This window comes from Agrococcus carbonis (genome assembly GCF_900104705.1).
In the GTDB taxonomy this organism is placed as follows: Bacteria; Actinomycetota; Actinomycetes; order Actinomycetales; family Microbacteriaceae; genus Agrococcus; species Agrococcus carbonis.
In genome coordinates this window covers 1,347,235-1,366,600 of the sequence record NZ_LT629734.1, presented here as the reverse complement: position 1 = coordinate 1,366,600, position 19,366 = coordinate 1,347,235, and the positions used below count along the sequence as shown (strand labels likewise).

Annotated in this window: 16 protein-coding genes; 6 read left to right on the top strand and 10 right to left on the bottom strand. The window is 74.2% G+C overall.

Annotated elements, in window-relative coordinates:
- The first annotated feature begins 234 nt into the window (after positions 1–234).
- Positions 235–2,538 carry an ATP-dependent Clp protease ATP-binding subunit gene (locus BLT67_RS06590; protein WP_231945614.1) on the top strand — a complete coding sequence of 768 codons (2,304 nt, stop codon included), beginning with the start codon at positions 235–237 and terminating at the stop codon, positions 2,536–2,538.
- Between the two features lie 263 nt (positions 2,539–2,801).
- Positions 2,802–4,226, top strand: a complete 1,425-nt coding sequence (locus BLT67_RS06585) for a sugar porter family MFS transporter (RefSeq protein WP_092666277.1) — start codon at positions 2,802–2,804, stop codon at positions 4,224–4,226.
- A gap of 16 nt (positions 4,227–4,242) precedes the next feature.
- On the opposite strand, the gene BLT67_RS06580 is transcribed toward BLT67_RS06585, so the two are convergent.
- Together BLT67_RS06580 and BLT67_RS06575 are read right to left on the bottom strand one after the other, a co-directional pair.
- Positions 4,243–4,524: a hypothetical protein gene (locus tag BLT67_RS06580; protein WP_157674244.1), complete on the bottom strand. Its 282-nt coding sequence runs from the start codon at positions 4,522–4,524 to the stop codon at positions 4,243–4,245.
- Positions 4,525–4,580: 56 nt separating this feature from the next.
- Positions 4,581–5,903 carry a cytochrome P450 gene (locus BLT67_RS06575; protein WP_092666275.1) on the bottom strand — a complete coding sequence of 441 codons (1,323 nt, stop codon included), beginning with the start codon at positions 5,901–5,903 and terminating at the stop codon, positions 4,581–4,583.
- A 402-nt stretch (positions 5,904–6,305) separates the two neighbouring features.
- Between BLT67_RS06575 and BLT67_RS06570 the strand changes: the two genes are divergently transcribed.
- Positions 6,306–7,844, top strand: a complete 1,539-nt coding sequence (locus tag BLT67_RS06570; protein ID WP_092667561.1) for a DEAD/DEAH box helicase — start codon at positions 6,306–6,308, stop codon at positions 7,842–7,844.
- Positions 7,845–7,919: 75 nt separating this feature from the next.
- Here the strand turns inward: BLT67_RS06570 and BLT67_RS06565 are convergent, their stop codons facing one another.
- Complete coding sequence (locus tag BLT67_RS06565; protein WP_092666274.1) at positions 7,920–8,975, bottom strand: ROK family protein; 1,056 nt, start codon at positions 8,973–8,975, stop codon at positions 7,920–7,922.
- Between the two features lie 87 nt (positions 8,976–9,062).
- Here BLT67_RS06565 and BLT67_RS06560 point away from each other — a divergent pair, with 87 nt between their 5' ends.
- A complete protein-coding gene (locus BLT67_RS06560; RefSeq protein WP_172801989.1) occupies positions 9,063–10,229 on the top strand; it encodes a pyroglutamyl-peptidase I family protein in 1,167 nt (388 codons plus the stop codon).
- Positions 10,230–10,417: 188 nt separating this feature from the next.
- On the opposite strand, the gene BLT67_RS06555 is transcribed toward BLT67_RS06560, so the two are convergent.
- From BLT67_RS06555 to BLT67_RS06545, 3 genes are all read right to left on the bottom strand, one after another.
- Positions 10,418–11,080, bottom strand: coding sequence for a YdeI/OmpD-associated family protein (locus BLT67_RS06555; RefSeq protein WP_092666272.1), 663 nt, complete (start codon positions 11,078–11,080; stop codon positions 10,418–10,420).
- Positions 11,081–11,191: 111 nt separating this feature from the next.
- Entirely contained in the window at positions 11,192–12,865 is a 1,674-nt protein-coding gene (locus BLT67_RS06550; RefSeq protein WP_231945613.1) for a glycoside hydrolase family 3 N-terminal domain-containing protein, read from the bottom strand.
- Between the two features lie 48 nt (positions 12,866–12,913).
- Complete coding sequence (locus BLT67_RS06545; RefSeq protein WP_092666270.1) at positions 12,914–13,963, bottom strand: threonine aldolase family protein; 1,050 nt, start codon at positions 13,961–13,963, stop codon at positions 12,914–12,916.
- A gap of 143 nt (positions 13,964–14,106) precedes the next feature.
- Between BLT67_RS06545 and BLT67_RS06540 the strand changes: the two genes are divergently transcribed.
- Positions 14,107–14,439, top strand: a complete 333-nt coding sequence (locus BLT67_RS06540) for a hypothetical protein (protein WP_092666269.1) — start codon at positions 14,107–14,109, stop codon at positions 14,437–14,439.
- Positions 14,440–14,575: 136 nt separating this feature from the next.
- Positions 14,576–15,928, top strand: a complete 1,353-nt coding sequence (locus BLT67_RS06535; RefSeq protein WP_092666268.1) for a cryptochrome/photolyase family protein — start codon at positions 14,576–14,578, stop codon at positions 15,926–15,928.
- Positions 15,929–15,998: 70 nt separating this feature from the next.
- Here BLT67_RS06535 and BLT67_RS06530 read toward each other — a convergent pair whose 3' ends face one another.
- From BLT67_RS06530 to erm, 4 genes are all read right to left on the bottom strand, one after another.
- Positions 15,999–16,739, bottom strand: a complete 741-nt coding sequence (locus tag BLT67_RS06530; RefSeq protein ID WP_092666267.1) for a hypothetical protein — start codon at positions 16,737–16,739, stop codon at positions 15,999–16,001.
- 13 nt (positions 16,740–16,752) lie between these two features.
- A complete protein-coding gene (locus BLT67_RS06525; RefSeq protein WP_092666266.1) occupies positions 16,753–17,655 on the bottom strand; it encodes an ABC transporter ATP-binding protein in 903 nt (300 codons plus the stop codon).
- On the bottom strand, positions 17,652–18,011 hold the full coding sequence (locus BLT67_RS06520; protein WP_092666265.1) for a GntR family transcriptional regulator: 360 nt from the start codon (positions 18,009–18,011) through the stop codon (positions 17,652–17,654). The genes BLT67_RS06525 and BLT67_RS06520 overlap by 4 nt, the downstream gene beginning before the upstream one ends.
- Before the next feature lie 152 nt (positions 18,012–18,163).
- Entirely contained in the window at positions 18,164–19,039 is an 876-nt protein-coding gene (erm, locus tag BLT67_RS06515) for a 23S ribosomal RNA methyltransferase Erm (protein WP_092666264.1), read from the bottom strand.
- Positions 19,040–19,366: the final 327 nt, after the last annotated feature.

Sequence of the window (19,366 nt, the reverse complement as noted above, 5' to 3'; positions counted from 1 at the left end):
CGCTCACGTCATCGTGCTCGACAGGTCGCCGCGACGGCGTTCTGTACCCCAGTATCCGGTGCGGCGGCCCTTGTGGCCCGATCTCCCAGGCGGCGTTCAGCATCCGGTGGCCTGAAGGCGGGCGAATCCCTGGCGCTCAGGGCGAACCCGGAGTAAACTTGAGTCAACACCACTCAAGTTTCAAGCAGCGAGCGGATGCGTCGGGGGAGACGCGCTCGCAGGACAGGGGGATCGATGGCACGGATGGGCGGCATGATGCCTGGCCAGCAGGAGGAGCAGCAGTCGGCGCTCGAGCAGTTCGGCACCGACCTCACGGCGATCGCGCGCGCGGGGAAGCTCGACCCGGTGATCGGGCGCGACAGCGAGATCCGGCGGATCAGCCAGGTGCTCTCGCGGCGCACGAAGAACAACCCGGTGCTCATCGGCGAGCCCGGCGTCGGCAAGACCGCCGTCGTCGAGGGGCTCGCGCAGCGCATCGTCGCGGGCGACGTGCCCGAGAGCCTCAAGGGCAAGTCGCTCGTCGCGCTCGACGTCAACGCGATGATCGCGGGCTCCAAGTACCGCGGCGACTTCGAGGAGCGCATGAAGAACGTGCTCGCCGAGATCGCGAAGGCCGAGGGGCAGATCGTCACGTTCATCGACGAGCTGCACATCATCATGGGCGCCGGCGCCGCCGAGGGCAGCCAGGGCGCGAGCAACATGCTCAAGCCCATGCTCGCGCGCGGCGAGCTGCGCCTCATCGGCGCGACGACGCTCGACGAGTACCGCGAGTTCATCGAGAAGGACGCCGCGATGGAGCGGCGCTTCCAGCAGGTCTACGTCGGTGAGCCGTCGGTCGAGGACACCGTGGCGATCCTGCGCGGCCTCAAGGAGCGGTACGAGGCGCACCACAAGGTGACGATCGCCGACAGCGCCCTCGTCGCCGCCGCGTCCCTCTCGAACCGCTACATCACGGCCCGCCAACTGCCCGACAAGGCGATCGATCTCATCGACGAGGCGGCGAGCCGGCTGCGCATGGAGATCGACTCGGCGCCGACCGAGATCGACCAGCTGCGTCGCACCGTCGATCGCATGGAGATCGAGCGGCTCGCGCTCAAGCGCGAGAAGGACGACGCCTCGAAGGAGCGCCTCGCCGCGCTCGAGGCGACGCTCGACGAGCACCGCCGCGAGCTCGCCGAGCTCGACGAGCGCTGGCAGGCCGAGCGCGCGAGCCTCAACCGCATCGGCGGCCTGCGCGAATCGCTCGACGAGCTGCGCAGCCGAGCCGAGCGCGCGCAGCGCGACGGCGACCTCGAGCGCGCCTCGCGGCTGCTCTACGGCGAGATCCCGCAGATCGAGCGGCAGCTCGCCGAGGCCGAGTCGGCGGCCGCCGAGGCGGGCGCCCGCATGGTCGGCGACCAGGTGAGCGCCGACGACATCGCCTCGGTCGTCGCGGCGTGGACGGGCATCCCCGTCGGCCGCCTCATGCAGGGCGAGACCGAGAAGCTGCTCGCCCTCGAGGGCGAGCTCGCGCACCGCGTCGTGGGGCAGCGCGAGGCCGTCTCGGCGGTGTCGGATGCGGTGCGGCGCTCGCGCGCGGGCGTCTCGAACCCCGACCAGCCCACCGGCTCGTTCCTCTTCCTCGGCCCGACCGGGGTCGGCAAGACCGAGCTCGCGAAGGCGCTCGCCGAGCTGCTCTTCGACGACGAGAAGGCGCTCGTGCGCATCGACATGTCGGAGTACGGCGAGAAGCACTCGGTCGCACGGCTCGTCGGCGCCCCTCCCGGCTACATCGGCTACGAGCAGGGCGGGCAGCTCACCGAGGCGGTGCGCCGCCGCCCCTACTCGGTGATCCTGATGGACGAGGTCGAGAAGGCCCACCCCGAGGTCTTCGACCTGCTGCTGCAGGTGCTCGACGACGGCCGGCTCACCGACGGCCAGGGCCGCACGGTCGACTTCCGCAACACCATCCTCATCCTCACCTCCAACCTCGGCTCGGCGTTCCTCACCGACCCGACAGTCCCGCAGGCGCAGGCCCGCGAGCAGGTCATGGGGGCGGTGCGCGCGGCGTTCAAGCCGGAGTTCATCAACCGGCTCGACGACATCGTCATCTTCGACGCGCTCTCACCGGAGGAGCTCGGCGCGATCGTCGACATCCAGGTGCAGGGGCTCGACCGGCGGCTCGCCGACCGCCGCCTGGTGGTCGAGGTGACGGATGCGGCGAAGCAGTGGCTGAGCGAGCGCGGCTACGACCCGCTCTACGGCGCGCGGCCGCTTCGCCGGCTCATGCAGCGCGAGATCGACGACCGGCTCGCGCGGGCGCTGCTCGCCGGCGATGTGCGCGACGGCGACACCGTCGTGGTCGACGTCGCGCCGACCGGCACCGGCCTGTGGGTCGGAGCGGCCGGCGCCGACCGACCCGCGCAGTGGTCGTTCGACACCGGCGCGCAGGCCGGCGCGGGCGGTGCGGCCGCAGGCTCGACGGCCACCGGAGCCCACCCGGCCGGCGACGCCGACGCATCCGACGTCGTCGAGGGCGAGGCGCTCGACGACCTGTAGCGGCTGGTCGTCTCGATACGCCCCTGCGGGGCTACTCGACGAGCGTGATGCGGCGCCTCGCTGGTCGGGCGCCCTCGCTGGTCGAGGAGCGGCCGCAGGCCGCGTATCGGGACCGACTGCCGCCGCTCCTTGCTGGTCGAGTAGCGGCCGCAGGCCGCGTATCGAGACCGACTGCCGCCGCTCCTCGCTGGTCGAGTAGCGGCCGCAGGCCGCGTATCGAGACCGAGTGGCCGCCTGCGGGTTCGCGTTCGTAGGCTAGGACGATGCCCGCTTCCGCCCCCCTCCCGCCGCTGACGCCCGGCCCGCACCGCCGGCGGCTCGGCGTCATCGCGATCGTCGCGTGCTTCGGCGGGCTGCTGTTCGGCTACGACACCGGCGTCATCAACGGCGCGCTGCGGCCGATGAGCGGCGAGCTCGGGCTCGACGCGCTCACCGAGGGCGTGGTGACGAGCTCGCTCGTCTTCGCCGCCGCGTTCGGCGCGCTCGTCGGCGGGCGGCTGTCGGATGCGCTGGGCCGGCGCACGATGCTCGTCGCGCTCGCCGTCGTGTTCTTCGTCGGCACGCTCGTGGTGGTGCTCGCGCCGGGCTTCGCCGTGCTCGTCGCCGGACGCGTGCTGCTCGGGCTCGCGGTCGGCGGCGCCTCCACCGTCGTGCCGGTGTACCTCGCCGAGATGGCGCCCTTCGAGATCCGCGGCTCGCTCTCGGGCCGCAACGAGGTGGCGATCGTGTCGGGGCAGCTCGCGGCGTTCGTGGTGAACGCGGTGCTCGGCACGGCCCTCGGCCACCTCGACGGCGTCTGGCGCATCATGTTCGCGGTGTGCGGCCTGCCGGCGATCGCACTCTTCGTCGGCATGCTGCGCATGCCCGAGTCGCCGCGCTGGCTCGCCGAGCGCGGTCGGCGCGACGACGCGCTCGCGGTGCTGCGCACCGTTCGCTCACCAGAACGGGCGGAGGCCGAGCTCGCGCAGATCGAGCGCGTCGTCGCCGAACCGGCGGCACGGGCCGGGCTCTCTGCGGTGCTGCGCAGCCGCTGGCTGCGACGCATCCTGCTCGTCGGCATCGGCGTCGGCGTCGCCCAGCAGCTCACCGGCATCAACGCGATCATGTACTACGGCCAGAGCGTGCTCGTCGAGTCGGGCTTCTCCGAGTCGGCGGCGCTCATCGCCAACATCGCGCCGGGTGTGATCGCGGTGGTCGGCGGCGTCGTGGCGCTCGCGATGATGGATCGCATCGACCGTCGCACGACCCTGCTCGTCGGCTTCTCGCTCACGACGCTGTGCCACCTGCTCATCGGCGTCGCGTCGGTCGTGCTCGAGCCGGGGAACCCCATCCGCCCGTTCGTGATCCTCGCGCTCGTGGTCGCCTTCGTCGGCTCGATGCAGACGTTCCTCAACGTCGCCACGTGGGTCTACCTGTCGGAGATCTTCCCGCTCCACATCCGCGGCCTCGGCATCGGCGTCGCCGTCTTCGCGCACTGGCTCGCCAACGGCGCGCTCGCGCTCGCGTTCCCGTCGCTGCTCGCGGCGGTCGGGCTGACGGGTGCGTTCTTCCTCTTCGCGGCCGTCGGCGCGGTCGCGCTCGCGTTCATCGCCACCCAGGTGCCCGAGACGCGCGGGCGCACGCTGGAAGGGCTCGAGGCAGAGATCGTCTCCGGGCGGGCGTTCCGGCGGCGCGCGGTCGTCGGGTGATCGATCCGGGCGGGCGTCAGCCGCCGGAGTCGAGTCGCCCGATCACGGCGTTCGGCGAGTTCGAGACGTGCACGCCGGCGAGCGACGGACCGTCGTCGGTGAGGCGCCGGTAGCCGAGCCAGCCGAGCACGAGCCCGACGGGCACGAGCGCGATGAGGGCGACCACCATCGCGAGCTCGAGTCCTGAGCCGCTCGCGCCGAGGAACAGCAGCGACCACGGGTCGTCGCCGGTGTCGCGCGCCGAGCGGAACGCTGGGAAGACGCGTGCGCCGAAGCCCGCCACCCCAGCCAGCACCATGGTGCAGCCGACCACCAGCCGGTGCGCCCTGCGGGGTGGCCGGGCGCACCGCGCGATCAGTGGAAGGGGCAGCGCGCGGCCGACGCGGGGGCGGATGCGCTGCGGACGAGGCCGCCGGACGCGGGCTTCGTGGGCAGGCGGCGCCGGTTCACCTCGAGGCCCTCGCCGAGGATCGTCACGCGCGGGTCGCTCATCGCCGCGATCGCCGCGGCGAGGCACGCCACCGCGATCTCCTCGCCCGGGCAGCGGTGGCCGGTCGTGGGGTGGCCGCCGCCCTGCGGCACGAACGCGTCGATCGACTCCCAGTCGTCGCGGCCGACGAAGCGCTCGGGGTCGAACTCGTGCGCGCGCTCCCACGACTCACGGTCGGTGTTCGTGCCGAGGATGTCGAGGAGCACGCGGCCGCCCGCCTCGAGCCGCTCGCCGTCGAGCTCGATGTCGGTCGTCGCCGTCGCCGGCAGCATCGGCACGAACGGCGCGGTGCGACGCACCTCCTGCGCGAACGCGCTCGCGAGCGGCCCTCCGGCGAGGCTGCCGCGCTCCGTCGTCTCCGCGGCGATGCGGGCGCGCCACTCGGGCCGGTCGTGCAGCTCCTTCGCCGCGAACGCCACGAAGCGCGAGACGGCGATCGCCGGCCGGAACGAGTTCTGCAGCTCGATGCCCGCGAGCTTCGCCGGCAGCAGCTCGCCGTCGGCCTCGCGGTGCCACGCCCACGCGTGCAGCGCCGTGCCGGCGGCCGCCTCGAGCGTGCCCGCGCGCACCGCCTCGATGAGCTCGGCCGCGTGCCGATCCGACCACCAGCGGTTCGCGGCCGCCTTCAGGAACTCGGGGGAGTAGGGGGTGCCGAACCCGTCGACGATCTGCGCCTGCCGCCGTGCCCACCGGGTCTTCGCCGCATCCGTGCCCGGCAGGCCGGCCCAGCGCTGCATCGCGCGGCCGATCGCGCCGATCGCGGCGTCGTAGGCGGTGCGCTCGCCGCCGGCGATCCACGCGTCGAGCTCGGCCGCCCACTCGCGCTCGAGGTGCGGCTGGAGCCGCGCGACCTGCGCGGGGTCGTACGTCACCTGCAGGAACGTCTGCTTGCGGTGCAGGTGCTCGGCGCCGTCGAGCGAGTGCACCGAGTCGTGGCCGAAGAGCGTCTCCTGGATGAAGGCGGGCATCGCGCCGTGCCGCTCCACGCGCTCGGGGTCGTAGAAGAGCTCGACGCCGTCGGCGCCGCGCACGAGCAGCGAGTCGCCGCCGAGCAGTCGCAGCGGCACGGCGCGCGCGGTCGCGCTGCGGGCGCGGCGCCAGATGTGGCGGCCGAAGTCGTAGCCGCGCGCCAGGAACGTCAGGGTGTCGTCGCCGGCGGGGCGGAGGTCGGTGCGGGCAGTCGTCATGGGAGCGTCCTTCCGTCGACGGCGACCGTATCGCCGGGGTCTGACCGCCTGCCGAGCGAACGCCGAGCGCTGTCAGACCCCGCCTGCTAGCATGGGGGCACTGCGTGAGCCGGGCGTCGCCGCCCCTCACCTGCGTCGTTGAACGCTCCTCTCTCCACCCGGCCCTCCGAAGGCCGCGTGTCGATGAACCTTCCACGGCGAACGATCGCGAATCCTCGCGCTCGCCGAATCGCGTCGACGCATCCCACCAAGAAGGCCCCGCACCGCTGTGCGCGGCACCGGGATGCGCGCGCATGCTCACAGAAAGAGCCACTCTTGACCGACACCATCACCACCCCCGAGGTCACCACGACCTTCGCCGAGCTCGGCGTCCCCGCCAAGCTCGTCACCGCCCTCCAGGGCATGGACCGCCCGCGGCCCTTCCCGATACAGGCCGACACGCTGCCCGACACGCTCGCGGGCCGCGACGTGCTCGGCCGCGGCAAGACCGGTTCGGGCAAGACGCTCGCGTTCTCGATCCCGCTCGTCGCGCGCCTCTCCGGCGACCTCGCGGGCGGCGGCCGTCGCAAGGGCCTGCCGCTCGGCCTCGTGCTCGCTCCCACGCGTGAGCTCGCGACCCAGATCGCTGCCGAGATCGCCCCGCTCGCGAAGGCCGCCGGGCTCACCGTCACGACGATCTTCGGCGGCGTCTCGCAGCGCCCGCAGGAGACCGCGCTGCGCAACGGCGTCGACATCGTCGTCGCGTGCCCCGGCCGCCTCGACGACCTCATGCAGCAGGGCATCGCCTCGCTCGAGGCGATCGAGATGACCGTGATCGACGAGGCCGACCACATGGCCGACCTCGGCTTCCTCCCGGTCGTCACGAAGATCCTCGACAAGACCCCGAAGTCGGGCCAGCGCCTGCTCTTCTCGGCCACGCTCGACAACGGCGTGGACAAGCTCGTCAAGCGCTTCCTGCAGAACGAGGTGCTCCACTCGGTCGACGAGGCGCACTCGCCCGTCGCCGCGATGACGCACCACCTGTTCGAGGTGGCGCCGGACGACAAGATGCTGCTCGTGCGCCGCCTCGCGTCGGGCATGGGCCGCCGCATCCTCTTCACCCGCACCAAGCACCAGGCGAAGAAGCTCGCCAAGCAGCTCACCGCGTCGGGCATCCCGGCCGTCGACCTGCACGGCAACCTGTCGCAGAACGCCCGCGACCGCAACCTCGCCGCCTTCTCGGACGGCTCGGTGCGCGTGCTTGTCGCCACCGACGTCGCCGCCCGCGGCGTGCACGTCGACAACGTCGAGCTCGTCGTGCACGTCGACCCGCCCATGGAGCACAAGGCCTACCTGCACCGCTCCGGCCGCACCGCGCGCGCCGGCTCGGAGGGCGACGTCGTCACGGTGATGCTGCCCGCGCAGCGCCGCGACACCATGGCGCTGCTCCGCAAGGCAGAGATCACCGTGCAGCCGCAGGCCGTCGTGGCCGCGTCGGATGCGGTGGATGCGCTCGTGGGTCCGTACGCCCCGCACGTGGCGCCGGTCCCCGGCGGCCCGGGCTCGGGCAACGAGCTGCCGCAGCAGCGCGGCGGCGGTCGCTCGCAGGGCGCGAACGCGCGCCGGAAGCGCTCGGCGCGCGAGGGCGTCGCCGGCTCCGGTGCGCACGGCGCCGACTCGGGTGCCGCTCGCTCGGAGCGCCCGAAGAAGGATCGCTCGGGTCGCCCCGAGGTCAAGGCGAAGCGCTCGGGTGTCGCCGGCGAGGCGCCGCGCGGCGGCGGCCGGGGCGGCGCGCGTCAGGGCCAGTCGTCGCGCGGCCAGGGCGGCGCTCGCGCCGCGGCCCCGCGCGGCGGCTCGTCGGTCGCGTGGTCGTCGACGGGCGGCGGCTCGATGCAGGGCGGCCAGCCCGCCCGCTCGGGCGGGCAGCGCGGCTCGCGTCGCGCGTCGCGCCCCCAGGGCTGAGACGCACAGCCAGGTCACGTCGAGAGCGCCCTCCCGGTTCGCCGGAGGGCGCTCTCGCCCGTTCCGCGAGGCGAGTCAGCGTGAGGCGAGCACCGCCGCGCCGATCGCCGCCGCGTGATCGCCGAGCCGCGCGAGCTCGAGCCGTCGCGGCTGCGGCACCGCCTGCAGCGGCACGTGCTCAGCGAGCTCTCGCTCGATCACCGGCAGCAGCAGGTCGGCGCACGACAGCAGCACGCGACCGCCGAGCACGACGACCTCGGGGTCGAACGCGGGGAGCAGCCGCCGCAGCCCTGCCGCAACAGCCCAGCCCGCGCGCTCCATCACCGCGAGCGCCTCGGCATCGCCGGCACGCGCCGCCGCGGCGAGGTGCACCGCGGTGGGTCGCGCGCCCGCGATCGCGCCCGACGGTGCCTCGGGTCGCGCGCCCGCCGACGCATCCGCCGCCTCGGCCGTGCGCGCCGCCTCCGCCGCGGCGAGCGCGACCGCGGCCGGCACCCCCGCCGCGTCGCGCGCGAGCGCATTGCCGCCCGCGTACGACTCGATGCAGCCGCGCGCCGTGCACGAGCACACCGGCCCCGACTCGTCGACGGTCACGTGCCCCAGCTCGCCCCCGAGCCCGTGCGCGCCCAGCAGCGGCCGCTCGCCCTCGATGTACGCGCCCCCCACGCCCGTGCCGAGCGCGATCAGGATCGACGACGACGCATCCGCCGCCGCCCCCATCGCCGCCTCGCCGAGCAGGTAGCCGTTCGCGTCGTTGTCGAGCGTGACCGGCATGCCGAGGCGCGCCTCGAGCGCGGCGCGCAGCGCGAAGTCGCGCACGCCGAGGTGCGCCGCCCATACGACGGTCTCGCGGTCGCGGGTCATCCACGCGGCGATCGCGAGCCCGACCGCCGACACCGGCGACTGCCCGGTCGCGGCGAGGTGCTCGTCGAGCTCACGCACGCATGCCGCGACGGCGTCGACGAGCGACTCGGGCCCCTGGATGCGGTGCGGCGCGTGGGTGCGGACGAGCACGTCGGCCTCAGTGCGGGGCGCACCGCCGGGGGCACCGCCGGGGGCACCGCCGAGGGGCGCCCGCAGCGCCACCGCCGCGATCTTGGTGCCACCGATGTCGAGGCCTGCGATGGTCATCGCACCATCCTGCCGTGCCGCGGGCCCGCCCGGCGACGCGGCGACGCGGCCTGCCCCCGTTCACGCCGGGGGTGCAGGATGGGCGCCATGAAGATCCTCGTGACCGGCTTCGAGCCCTTCGGCGGCGACCCCGAGAACGCGAGCCTCGAGGCGGTGCGGCGGCTGAAGGCCGCCTGGGCGGACGCCCCGCAGCCGGGCATCGAGCTCGTCACAGGCGCCCTGCCGGTCGCCTTCGCGACCGTCGGCCCGGCGCTTGACGCGCTCGTCGACGCGCACCGGCCGGATGCGGTGCTCGCGGTCGGCGAGGCGGGCGGCCGCTCGGCGATCACGCCCGAGCGCTGGGCGGTCAACGAGGACGACGCGCGCATCCCCGACAACGCCGGCGACCAGCCGCGCGCCACCCGCATCGACCCGGGCGGTCCCGACCGCCGCGCATCCGCCTTCGACGCCGACGCGCTCGTGAGCGCCGTGCTCGCTGTCGGGCTGCCCGCCGACGCGAGCGCCGACGCCGGCCGCTTCCTCTGCAACCACGTCGCCTACCTCGTCGCGGGGCTCGACGTGCCCGGCGGCTTCGTGCACGTGCCCGCGGTGCGCTCGCACGGCAGCGCCACGGTCGGCGACGAGACCGACCCCGGGGCCGACGTGACGGGCACGGATGCGCGCGCCCGCGCATCCGCCCACACCCACGACGGCAGGGCGCTCACCTTCGACGACCTCGCGCTCGGGCTCGGCGCGATGGTGCGGGCGATCGCGCACGGCGACGCGGACCCCGCGGACGGCTCGACGCGCGAGCACGGGCGGGTCGACCGCGCGGCGACCGTCATCGAGGCGGCGGCCGACGACGTCTACGGGGCGCTGCTCGACCCGGCGGCGCTCGCGGCATGGCTGCCGCCCGAGGGCGCGACCGGTTCGATCGTCGACATGGATGCGCGCGAGGGCGGCGGCTTCGTGGTCGAGCTGCGGTTCGCCGAACCGGTCGATGCGAAGACGACGGCCGACACCGATGTGTCGCGCGTGACGTTCGTCGAGCTCGTGCCGGGGCGGCTCGTGGTGCAGCGGGTCACGTTCGACTCGGAGGACGAGCGCTTCGCCGGCGACATGCTCATGACGTGGCGGCTCGAGCCGGTCGCGGCGGGCACGCGCGTGACGGTCGCGGCGACCGAGGTGCCGGCCGGCATCGCGCAGTCCGACCACGAGCTGGGGCTCGGGCAGTCGCTCGCGAACCTCGCGCGGTACCTGGGCGGTGCTGGGTAAGGCTGCTCGCTCCTTGGTCTCGTGACGCGTGCCGGCTGCGCCGGCGCGCTCCTCGACCAGCGGACAGGGCGATGAGCCCGTAGGTCGAGGAGCGCACGCCGCAGGCGTTCGCGTCACGAGACCGGAGCCCGGGGGTCTCGATACGCGGCCTGCGGCCGCTACTCGACCAGCGAGGCGCCTTGCCGCCGCTACTCAGCCAGCGAGGCGGCAGCAGCGGCCGCCGCCGCCCGCTCCACCCACCGCGGCGTCTCGCCGTAGCGCTGCGGCGGGATGAGCCGGCCGGCGGCCGAGTCGTCGGCGAGCTGCCGCGCGCGCTGCTCGCGCGTCGCCTCGCGCTTGGCGCCGAGCACCCACGCGATCGCCGCGCGCCGATAGCTCTCGGTCGCCTCGGCGAGGAAGGCCCGCGCGGCGGGCGACGCGTCGACGTGCCGCTGCAGCTCCTCCGGCAGCGTGCGAGGCGCCGTCTCGTAGGAGTAGCCGGCACCCGTGTCGGCAGGGCGCGCCTCGAACGCCGCGAGGCCGGCCGGACGCATCCGCCCCTCGGCGATGAGCCGCTCGACGTGCGCGACGTTCACGGCCGACCACACCGATGAGCGCTTGCGCGGCGTCCAGCGCTGCCGGCGCGAATCGCCGTCGATGCGCTGCGAGAGCGAGTCGATCCAGCCGAAGCACAGCGCCTCGGGCACCGCCTCGGCCCACGTGAGGCCGCGCGGCGAGACGTGCTTGGCGTGCAAGCCCATCCACAGCTCGGTCTCGGTCTCGTGGTGCGCTTCGAGCCACGCGCGGAACTCCGACGCATCGCGGAAGAAGACCGCGGGCCGCTCCTCCGAGCCGCCGGGGGTGCCGATCATGGCGACAGTGAAGCACGCGCCACCCACGCCGTGCGCACGCTGCCGGGCACGCCTCGCACCCCGTCAGCACAGCCCGGGCCGGCGACGGCCCGGCCGTCAGCAACCCGGCCCTCAGCAGCCCGACGCCGGCAGCCCCTCGACCGCGACCGGCAGCCGCCCCCGCGCAACCGCGTCGCCCGCGAGCACCGCCGCGACCGCGTCGAACGCTCCCGCCGTGCGCCCGAACGCCGCGATCCGCACGGGCGCAGACGTGCCGGCGAGGGCGTGGGGCCAGTCGAGCGCCACCGCAGCATCCGCCGAGCCGCCACCCGATGCGCCGCGCAGCAGGCGCACGGTGCTGTCGGCCGCGCTCCCCGACACCGCCTGCAGCCCGTGCGCGTGCAGCGCGTCGGTCATCGCCGCGCGATCGGCGTCCGTGCCGCCGAGCAGCTGCACCCGCGGGCCGACGAGCGGCCCCGAGCACGGCCCCGAGACGAGCGTGATCGCAGCGGCCGAGAGGGCGGCGGATGCGTCGGCCGCGGCGGCCGTGGACGCCTCGACCCCGGTGATGTCGGCTCGCTCGGCGATGCGCGCCTGCCAGCGCTGCATCGCGATCACCCGCCCGGCCGCCTCGTCGAGCCGCGCACGGGGGAGCGCGCCCGACTCCACCGCATCCGTGATGCCCCGCACCGCCGCGGCGGCGTCGGGCGGTGTCAGCAGCAGGTCGGCGCCGGCCCGGAGCGCCTGCACGGCGATCGTGCCGCTGTCGCCGAACGCGGCGAGCGCCCCCATGCCGAGCGAGTCGGTGATCGCGACGCCCGTGAAGCCGAGCGCGCGCAGCCGCTCGTAGGCAGCGGGCGAGAGCGTCGCGGGCACGCCCGGATCCCACGCGTCGACCGCGATGTGGCCCATCATGACCATCGGCGCGCCGGCGTCGATCGCGGCCTCGAACGGCACGAGGTCGCGCGCGGCGAGCTCGGCGTCGGAGGCGCTCTGCTCGGGCAGCGCCTCGTGCGAGTCGACGGTGAGCGCGCCGTGCCCGGGGAAGTGCTTCGCCGCGGCGAGCACGCCGCCCGCCGAGAGGCCGCGTGCGGCCGCGGCCGCGGCTTCGGATGCGACGGCGGGATCCCCGCTCGCCGAGCGCGTGCCGATCGCGGCGTCGCGCGGCCCGATCGTGACGTCGGCGACGGGCGCGAAGTCGGTCGTGATGCCCACCGCGCGCAGCTCGTCCCCGAGGGCGCGGTAGGCGTCGTGCACCGGCTGCGCGTCGCCGCCGGCGACCGCCGCACCCGACGCGAGGAACGGCGGCATGCCCGGCCACCCGGAGCGGCCCCCGAGCCGCTGCACGATGCCGCCCTCCTCGTCGACGGCGACCATGGTCGGCCAGTCGCGCCGCTCGGCGCCCGCGGCCTGCACCGCATCGGCGATCGCGCGGACGCCGTCGGGCCCGCTCGCGTTCGGCGCGAAGAGGATGACCCCCGCGAGCCCCAGCTCGCGCACCTGCTGCGCGGCCGCATCCGGGTCGGTGCCGGCGAACTGGGCGACGACGACCTGTCCCGCCGCATCCGCCGTCGGCATCGCCGCGGCCGCCTCGATCCCCTCGTCGAGCTGCGCCTGCGTCGGGCCCCACGCGAGCGGCGGGGGCGGCAGAGGCAGCGGGGGTGTGGGGGCGGATGCGTCGGGTCGCGCCGACTGGGAGGCCGACGGAGCCGTGCGGGTCACGGAGGCCGGCGCGGCGCACCCCGCGAGCAGGCCCGAGAGGGCCAGCAGCGCCGCGATCATGAACCCCGATCGACGCAGCCTCATGCTTCGACGGTACGCGCTCCGCGGCCGCGGCCGCAGCGCCCGCCGGGCCTACCCGCCGACGGCCTCCCGCACGGCCGCGGCGAACGCATCCACGTCGTCCTCGGTCGTGTCCCACGTGCACATCCAGCGCACCTCGCCGGCCGCCGCATCCCAGTCGTAGAAGAAGAACGCGTCGCGCACGCGGTCGGCGACGCCCTGGGGCAGGCGCGCGAAGACGCCGTTCGACTGGGTCGGGTAGGCGAACGAGACGCCGTCGAGCGGCTCGACCGCCGCGCGCAGCCGTGCCGCCATCGCATTGGCGTGCGCCGCGTTCTCGCGCCACAGCTCGCCCTCGAACAGCGCGATGAGCTGCGCCGAGATGAAGCGCATCTTCGAGGCGAGCTGCATGTTGAGCTTGCGCAGGTAGACGAGGCCCGCGCCCGCGCGCTCCGACAGCACGACGACGGCCTCGGCGCCCATCGCCCCGTTCTTCGTGCCGCCGAGCGAGAGGATGTCGACGCCCGCATCCGTCGTGAAGGCGCGCAGCGGCTGCCCGAGCGAGACCGCCGCGTTCGACAGCCGCGCGCCGTCGAGGTGCAGCAGCATGCCGCGCTCGTGGGCGTGGTCGGCGATCGCGCGGATCTCGTCGGCGGTGTAGAGCGTGCCGAGCTCGGTCGACTGCGTGATCGAGACGGCGAGCGGCTGGGCGCGGTGCTCGTCGCCCCAGCCCCACGCCTCCTGGTCGATGAGCTCGGGGGTGAGCTTGCCGTCGGGGGTCTCGACGGTGAGCAGCTTCATGCCGCCGACGCGCTCGGGCGCGCCGCCCTCGTCGACGTTGATGTGCGCCGTGCGCGCGGCGATCACCGCGCCCCAGCGGGGCAGCAGCGACTGCAGCGCGAGCACGTTGGCGCCCGTGCCGTTGAAGACCGGGAACGCCTCGGCGGCCTCGCCGAAGTGGCCGCGCACGACCTCCTGCAGGCGTGCCGTGTAGTCGTCGGCGCCGTAGGCGGTCTGATGCCCGCCGTTCGCGGCGGCGAGCGCGGCGAGCACCTCGGGGTGCACGCCGGAGTAGTTGTCGGATGCGAAGCCGCGGCGGGCGGTGTCGTGGAGCGTCTGCACGCGACGATCCTCGCAGACGCGCCCACGCGCATCCGACGGATCCGGGGTACAGAATCCCAGCCCGGCGCGGCACAATGCCACCCAGGGGCACACCCGCCCCGCCTACTGCGGCGCAGCCCGCCGCTGCACGATCGGAGGACCAGATGGACACCGGATCGCACAACGACGACTCGCCCGTGCCCGAGCACGCGAGGCCCGTGCACCCCGACGGGATCGTCGACGACGCCGTCGACCAGGCCTCGCCCGAGGAGGGCATGGGGTCGAGCCCGGGCACCGAGGGCGCGCCCGTGCAGCAGCGCACGTCGCCCGTCGAGGGGCTCGGCGCGACGGAGGCCGGCGAGGGCTCGCCCGTGCGCGACGCCGAGTCGCCCGCCGAGGGACTCGGCGGCACGGGCTCGCCCGTGCAGGACGCCGAGTCGCCCGCTGAGGGCCTCGGGCCGTCGGGAGCCGGGAGGCCGCGCGCCGAGCACGAGTAGCGGGCACGCGGGCGGTGCGACGGCAGCGGCTGTCGCGCCGCCTCCGCACCTGTGCAATCCAGCTGCACCCTGCGCGACCCAGCTGCACCCGGGGCATCCCCAGCCGCGCGGGCGCCGCGACCACTAGCCTCGGCGCATGGGCACGCAGCTCGTCTGGTTCCGGCGCGACCTGCGGGTGCGCGACCACCCGGCGCTCGCCGAGGCCGCGGCTGCCGGCGATGTGCTGCCCGTCTTCGTGCTCGACCCCGCCTTCGACGGCGCGGGCGCGGCGCGCACCGCGGCCCTGCGCACCGCGCTCGCCGCCCTGCACGCCGCGACCGACGGCGCGCTCGTCGTGCGGTCGGGGCGCCCCGAGCAGGTCATCCCCGCGCTCGCCGACGAGGTGGGGGCGGATGCGGTGCACGTCTCCGGCGAGTCCACCCCGTACGGCCGTGCCCGCGACGCCCGCGTCGAGCGCGCGCTCGCGGTGCCGGTCGTCGCGACCGGCTCGCCCTACGCCGTGACGCCCGGCCGCGTGCGGAAGGACGACGGCACGCCCTTCCGCGTCTTCACGCCCTTCTCGAAGGCCTGGCTGCGGCACGGGTGGCGGGCGCCGGCCGAGCTGCCCGCGTCGTTCCGCTGGGTGCGGCGCATCGAGGGCGAGCCGCTGCCTGCGGCGCCCGAGGTCGAGGCCGACCTCTCGTGGGCGAGCGAGGAGGGGGCGCTCGAGCGCTGGCGCGCGTTCCTCGACGACGCGATCGACGACTACGACGCGCACCGCGACCGCCCCGACCTCGACGGCACCTCGCGCCTGTCGATCGCGCTCAAGCTCGGCGCCGTGCACCCGCGCACGCTGCTCGCCGACCTCGACCGGGTCGCCCCGCGCCGCAGCGCCGGCGCGCAGCGCTCGCTGCGCCGGTTCCAGACCGAGCTCGCGTGGCGCGAGTTCTACGCCGACGTGCTGCTGCACCACCCCCGCTCGGCGTGGCACGACTTCAGCGAGGCGCTCCGCGGCATGGCGTACGACGAGCCCGGGGACGGCTTCGTCGCGTGGCAGGAGGGACGCACCGGCTTCCCCTTCGTCGACGCCGGCATGCGCCAGCTGCACGCCGAGGGCTGGATGCACAACCGGGTGCGCATGGCGACGGCGAGCTTCCTCACGAAGGACCTGCACGTGTGGTGGCCGCACGGCGCCCGCCACTTCCTCGACCTGCTCGCCGACGGCGATCTCGCCTCGAACAACCACGGCTGGCAGTGGACGGCGGGCACGGGCACGGATGCGTCGCCGTTCTTCCGCGTCTTCAACCCGGTGCTGCAGGGCCTCAAGTTCGACCCCGACGGCGACTACGTGCGCCGCTGGGTGCCGGAGCTCCGGCATCTCGCCGGCGCCGCGGCGCACGAGCCGTGGAAGGCCGACGACGGCTACGCCGACGGCTACCCGGAGCGCATCCTCGACCACGCGGCCGAGCGCGAGGAGGCGCTCGCGCGGCTCGAGGCCGTCAAGCGCTGACGCGCGGCGATGGCCCGCACCAGGCGGTGCGGGCCATCGAGCGCGATGCCGATCGGCGGGGATGCGCGGTTCAGCGGGCCTGCGCCCGCCGCACGAGCGTGAACCACGCGGCCGCGCCGAGGGCGCCGACGAGCACGACGACGCCCATCCACGGCAGCCAGCCCATCGAGCCGATGTCGAACACCACCTGGCGGAACGCCTCCGACAGCAGCGCACCGCCGACGATCGCGACGACGACGACCGCGAGCCCGATCCAGAAGACCCAGAGGAACGACTGGCCCCAGCGGTGGAACGCGGTCGTGATCGCGGCGCCGAGGAACATGACCATGAGGATGAGCAGGAACGTCTGCGCGAGCGTCTGCCACCACTCGCCGGTGCCCGTGTAGACGGTGTTGAAGAAGCGGATGCCGAGCCCGAACCCGCCCGTCGCGACCTCGATGACCTTGCCGATCGTGACGATGACGGCGAAGAACAGCGCGTTGCCGAGGAACACGGCGGTCGTGCCGAGCGCGAACTCGCGGCGGGTGAGGCCGAGGCCGAGCGCGAGCGGGAAGTACTGCCCCATCGCGGTGAAGCCGAAGCCGATGAGCGGTCCGAGCAGCGCGAAGATCGCGCCGTTCCACTGCATCCCCGTGCTCATGCCCGCGCGCGCGTCGGCGAGCGAGTCGCCGCCCTGCGACGTCGCGACGTTGAGGATGATGGCGCCGATCACGAGCACGATCGCGAGCGAGAAGCTCATGATGAGCAGTGGCCAGCCGAAGGCCTGCAGCTTGTTGACGGTGTGGAGCTGGACGACGTTGCGGATGCGCATGGTCGGCCTCCTCTCAGACTCTCGCGCGCGCGTCGGCGCGGTCGGCGGCGTCGGCCGCGTTGGCGGTGGTCAGGTGCACGAAGAGCGCCTGGAGCGAGACGGGCGTGAGGTCGAGCCCGGCCTCGTGCGCGGCGCGCTCGTCGCCCTCGCGGGGCGTGAACGTGGCGCTCGCGAGCGTGCCGAGCGCCTTGCGCTCGAGCACGTCGCGGCCGCCCAGGAACGCATCCACCGCATCCGCCCTGCCCGAGACCGTGATGGCGGCGTCGTGCAGGTCGTCGGTGTCGGCGTCGAGCAGCACCTTCCCCTGGTCGAGGATGACGATGTGCTCGAGCAGGTTCGCGACCTCGTCGATGTGGTGGGTCGAGAGCACGATCGTGCGCGGGTGCTCGGTGTAGTCGGCGAGCAGGTCGTCGAAGAACATCTGCCGCGCGACCGCGTCGAGCCCGAGGTAGGGCTCGTCGAAGAAGGTCAGCGGTGCGCGGGCGGCGAGCCCGATGACGATGCCGACGGCGGAGAGCTGGCCACGGGAGAGCTTCTTGATGAGGCGCTTCGCGGGCAGCCGGTACTTGGCGACGAGCCGGTCGGCGTAGTCCTGATCCCAGTTGGGGTAGGCGCCGGCGGCGATGCGCAGCACGTCGATCGCGCGGAACGTGTCGGGGTACTTCTGGCTCTCCTGGATGAAGACCGTCTGCGAGAGCACGTCGACGTTCTCGACCGGCGTGCCCCCCAGCACCTGCATCTCGCCGGAGGTCGCGAACACCTGGCCGGTGAGCAGCTGCATCAGGGTCGTCTTGCCGGCGCCGTTGCGGCCGAGCAGGCCGTGGATGCGGTGCTCCTCGAGGCTGATCGAGACGTCGTCGAGGGCGGTGACCTCGGGGTAGCGCTTGGTGAGGCCGCGGGTGACGATGGCGGTCATCGTGCTGGCTCCTTCGTGATCATGCTGGCGAGCTCCTCGGGCGTGATGCCGAGCTGGGCTGCCTCGCGCAGCAGGGGTGCGATGTACAGGTCCTCGAACGCGAACCTGCGGCGTTGGCGGAGCGCCTCTCTGGCGCCTTCGGCGACGAACATGCCGATCCCTCTCCTCTTGACGAGCACCCCCGCGTCGACGAGGAGCCCGAGGCCCTTGCCGGCGGTGGCTGGATTGATGCGGAGGAACGCGGCCAGCTGGTTGGTCGAGGGCACGGGATCGTCCTCGGCGTAGGTGCCGTCGAGGATCCCGTCCTCGATCTGCTCAGCGACTGCTTGGAACAGCGGCTTGCTCTCATCGAGCATCACTGCCTCCTGGTGGTGTGGGTCGGATGTGCGCACATCCGGCGAGCGATCGAGCGGACTCGCTCCGTTGGTTCATTACTCAACTAATGAACCATGCAACCCATGAACCTGTCAAGCGCCGATCGAAGGCTCATGACGGCGGATGCGGTGGGTCACCGTGACGCGCGATGGGCGCGCCAGAGGTCGGACCAGTCGGCAGGGGAGAGATCGCGCGGCAGGCCGCCGGCGGCGTGGCCGCGATCGCGCAGCCAGCGCTTGGCCGCCTGCGGCGGCAGCACGCGCGCTGTCGGGAGGATGCGGGCCAGGCCGTGGCCGCCGCTGCCGAAGACGCGCGCGACCATCGCCGCGTAGTCGCGCCGCTGTGCTGGCGGCACGAGCGGCTGCGCGCGCCGACGCACCGAGAACAGGCCGCCGTCGACCTGCGGCATCGGGCGGTACGCCTGTCGCGGGATGCGGCGCACGAGCGCGAACTCGAACCACGGCGCCGACTGCGCGGTCAGCTGCGTGGCGCCGCCCACGCCCGCACGGCGACGGGCGACCTCCCACTGCGCGATGAGCACCGCGTCCGTCCACCCGGGTGCCGCGAGCAGGCGACGCAGCATGGCGGTCGTGATGTGGAAGGGCAGGTTCGAGACCACGACGTGCGGTGCGGCATCGAAGCGGTGGGCGAGTGCGTCGGCGTGCTCGACGCGAACGCGCCGTGGCGCGCGGGCGGCCAGCCGGTCGGCTCGGCGTGGGTCGGCCTCGAGGGCGCGGATGGGTCGGCCGAGCCGTGCGAGCGGCAGCGTGATGGCGCCGTCGCCGGGGCCGATCTCGAGGATCGGGCCTTCGGTGGCGGCGACGTGCTCGACGACGTCGGCGATGACGCCGGGGTCGACGAGGAAGTTCTGGCCGAGCTCGTGGCGGCCGGCGGCGTGCGGGCCGGCGGCGTTGGGGTGCGTGGTGTGCCGGTGAGGGGTGTGCTGGTGAGCGGGCTTGGGGTGAGCGGCCGCGCGCGGGTGCGCGCGACGATGGGTCTTGCGAGGCATGGGAGCTCCGGTTCGCGGTGGAGCCGGGCAGCGTGAACGGCGCCGCGCCGGCGAGTGGCGAACGGCGAGCTGCGTGCGTTCAGAGGATCCGGGAGCAGCGCGCCGTCAGCGGCGGCGCAGCCGGATGCTGGCGGTCATGCCAGCGCAGCTCGCCGCGATGGCGGCCGAGCTGCTGCAGATGGTTCCCATGCCGGCAAGCGTAGTGCCTGTGCCTGTGCCTGTGCCTGTGCCTGTGCCTGTGCCAGTGCCTGTGCCTGTGCTCGTTCTCGTTCTCGTGCTCGTGCCTGCCCGTCTACCAGCAGATATGTGGCAGATGGGGGTCATGGG

Coding starts and splice junctions, on each gene's coding strand:
- BLT67_RS06590 (WP_231945614.1), top strand. CDS start 235: ATGGCACGGATGGGCGGCATGATGCCTGGCCAGCAGGAGGAGCAGCAG.
- BLT67_RS06585 (WP_092666277.1), top strand. CDS start 2,802: ATGCCCGCTTCCGCCCCCCTCCCGCCGCTGACGCCCGGCCCGCACCGC.
- BLT67_RS06580 (WP_157674244.1), bottom strand. CDS start 4,524: ATGGTGCTGGCTGGGGTGGCGGGCTTCGGCGCACGCGTCTTCCCAGCG.
- BLT67_RS06575 (WP_092666275.1), bottom strand. CDS start 5,903: ATGACGACTGCCCGCACCGACCTCCGCCCCGCCGGCGACGACACCCTG.
- BLT67_RS06570 (WP_092667561.1), top strand. CDS start 6,306: ATGGACCGCCCGCGGCCCTTCCCGATACAGGCCGACACGCTGCCCGAC.
- BLT67_RS06565 (WP_092666274.1), bottom strand. CDS start 8,975: ATGACCATCGCAGGCCTCGACATCGGTGGCACCAAGATCGCGGCGGTG.
- BLT67_RS06560 (WP_172801989.1), top strand. CDS start 9,063: ATGAAGATCCTCGTGACCGGCTTCGAGCCCTTCGGCGGCGACCCCGAG.
- BLT67_RS06555 (WP_092666272.1), bottom strand. CDS start 11,080: ATGATCGGCACCCCCGGCGGCTCGGAGGAGCGGCCCGCGGTCTTCTTC.
- BLT67_RS06550 (WP_231945613.1), bottom strand. CDS start 12,865: ATGAGGCTGCGTCGATCGGGGTTCATGATCGCGGCGCTGCTGGCCCTC.
- BLT67_RS06540 (WP_092666269.1), top strand. CDS start 14,107: ATGGACACCGGATCGCACAACGACGACTCGCCCGTGCCCGAGCACGCG.
- BLT67_RS06535 (WP_092666268.1), top strand. CDS start 14,576: ATGGGCACGCAGCTCGTCTGGTTCCGGCGCGACCTGCGGGTGCGCGAC.
- BLT67_RS06530 (WP_092666267.1), bottom strand. CDS start 16,739: ATGCGCATCCGCAACGTCGTCCAGCTCCACACCGTCAACAAGCTGCAG.
- BLT67_RS06525 (WP_092666266.1), bottom strand. CDS start 17,655: ATGACCGCCATCGTCACCCGCGGCCTCACCAAGCGCTACCCCGAGGTC.
- BLT67_RS06520 (WP_092666265.1), bottom strand. CDS start 18,011: ATGCTCGATGAGAGCAAGCCGCTGTTCCAAGCAGTCGCTGAGCAGATC.
- erm (WP_092666264.1), bottom strand. CDS start 19,039: ATGCCTCGCAAGACCCATCGTCGCGCGCACCCGCGCGCGGCCGCTCAC.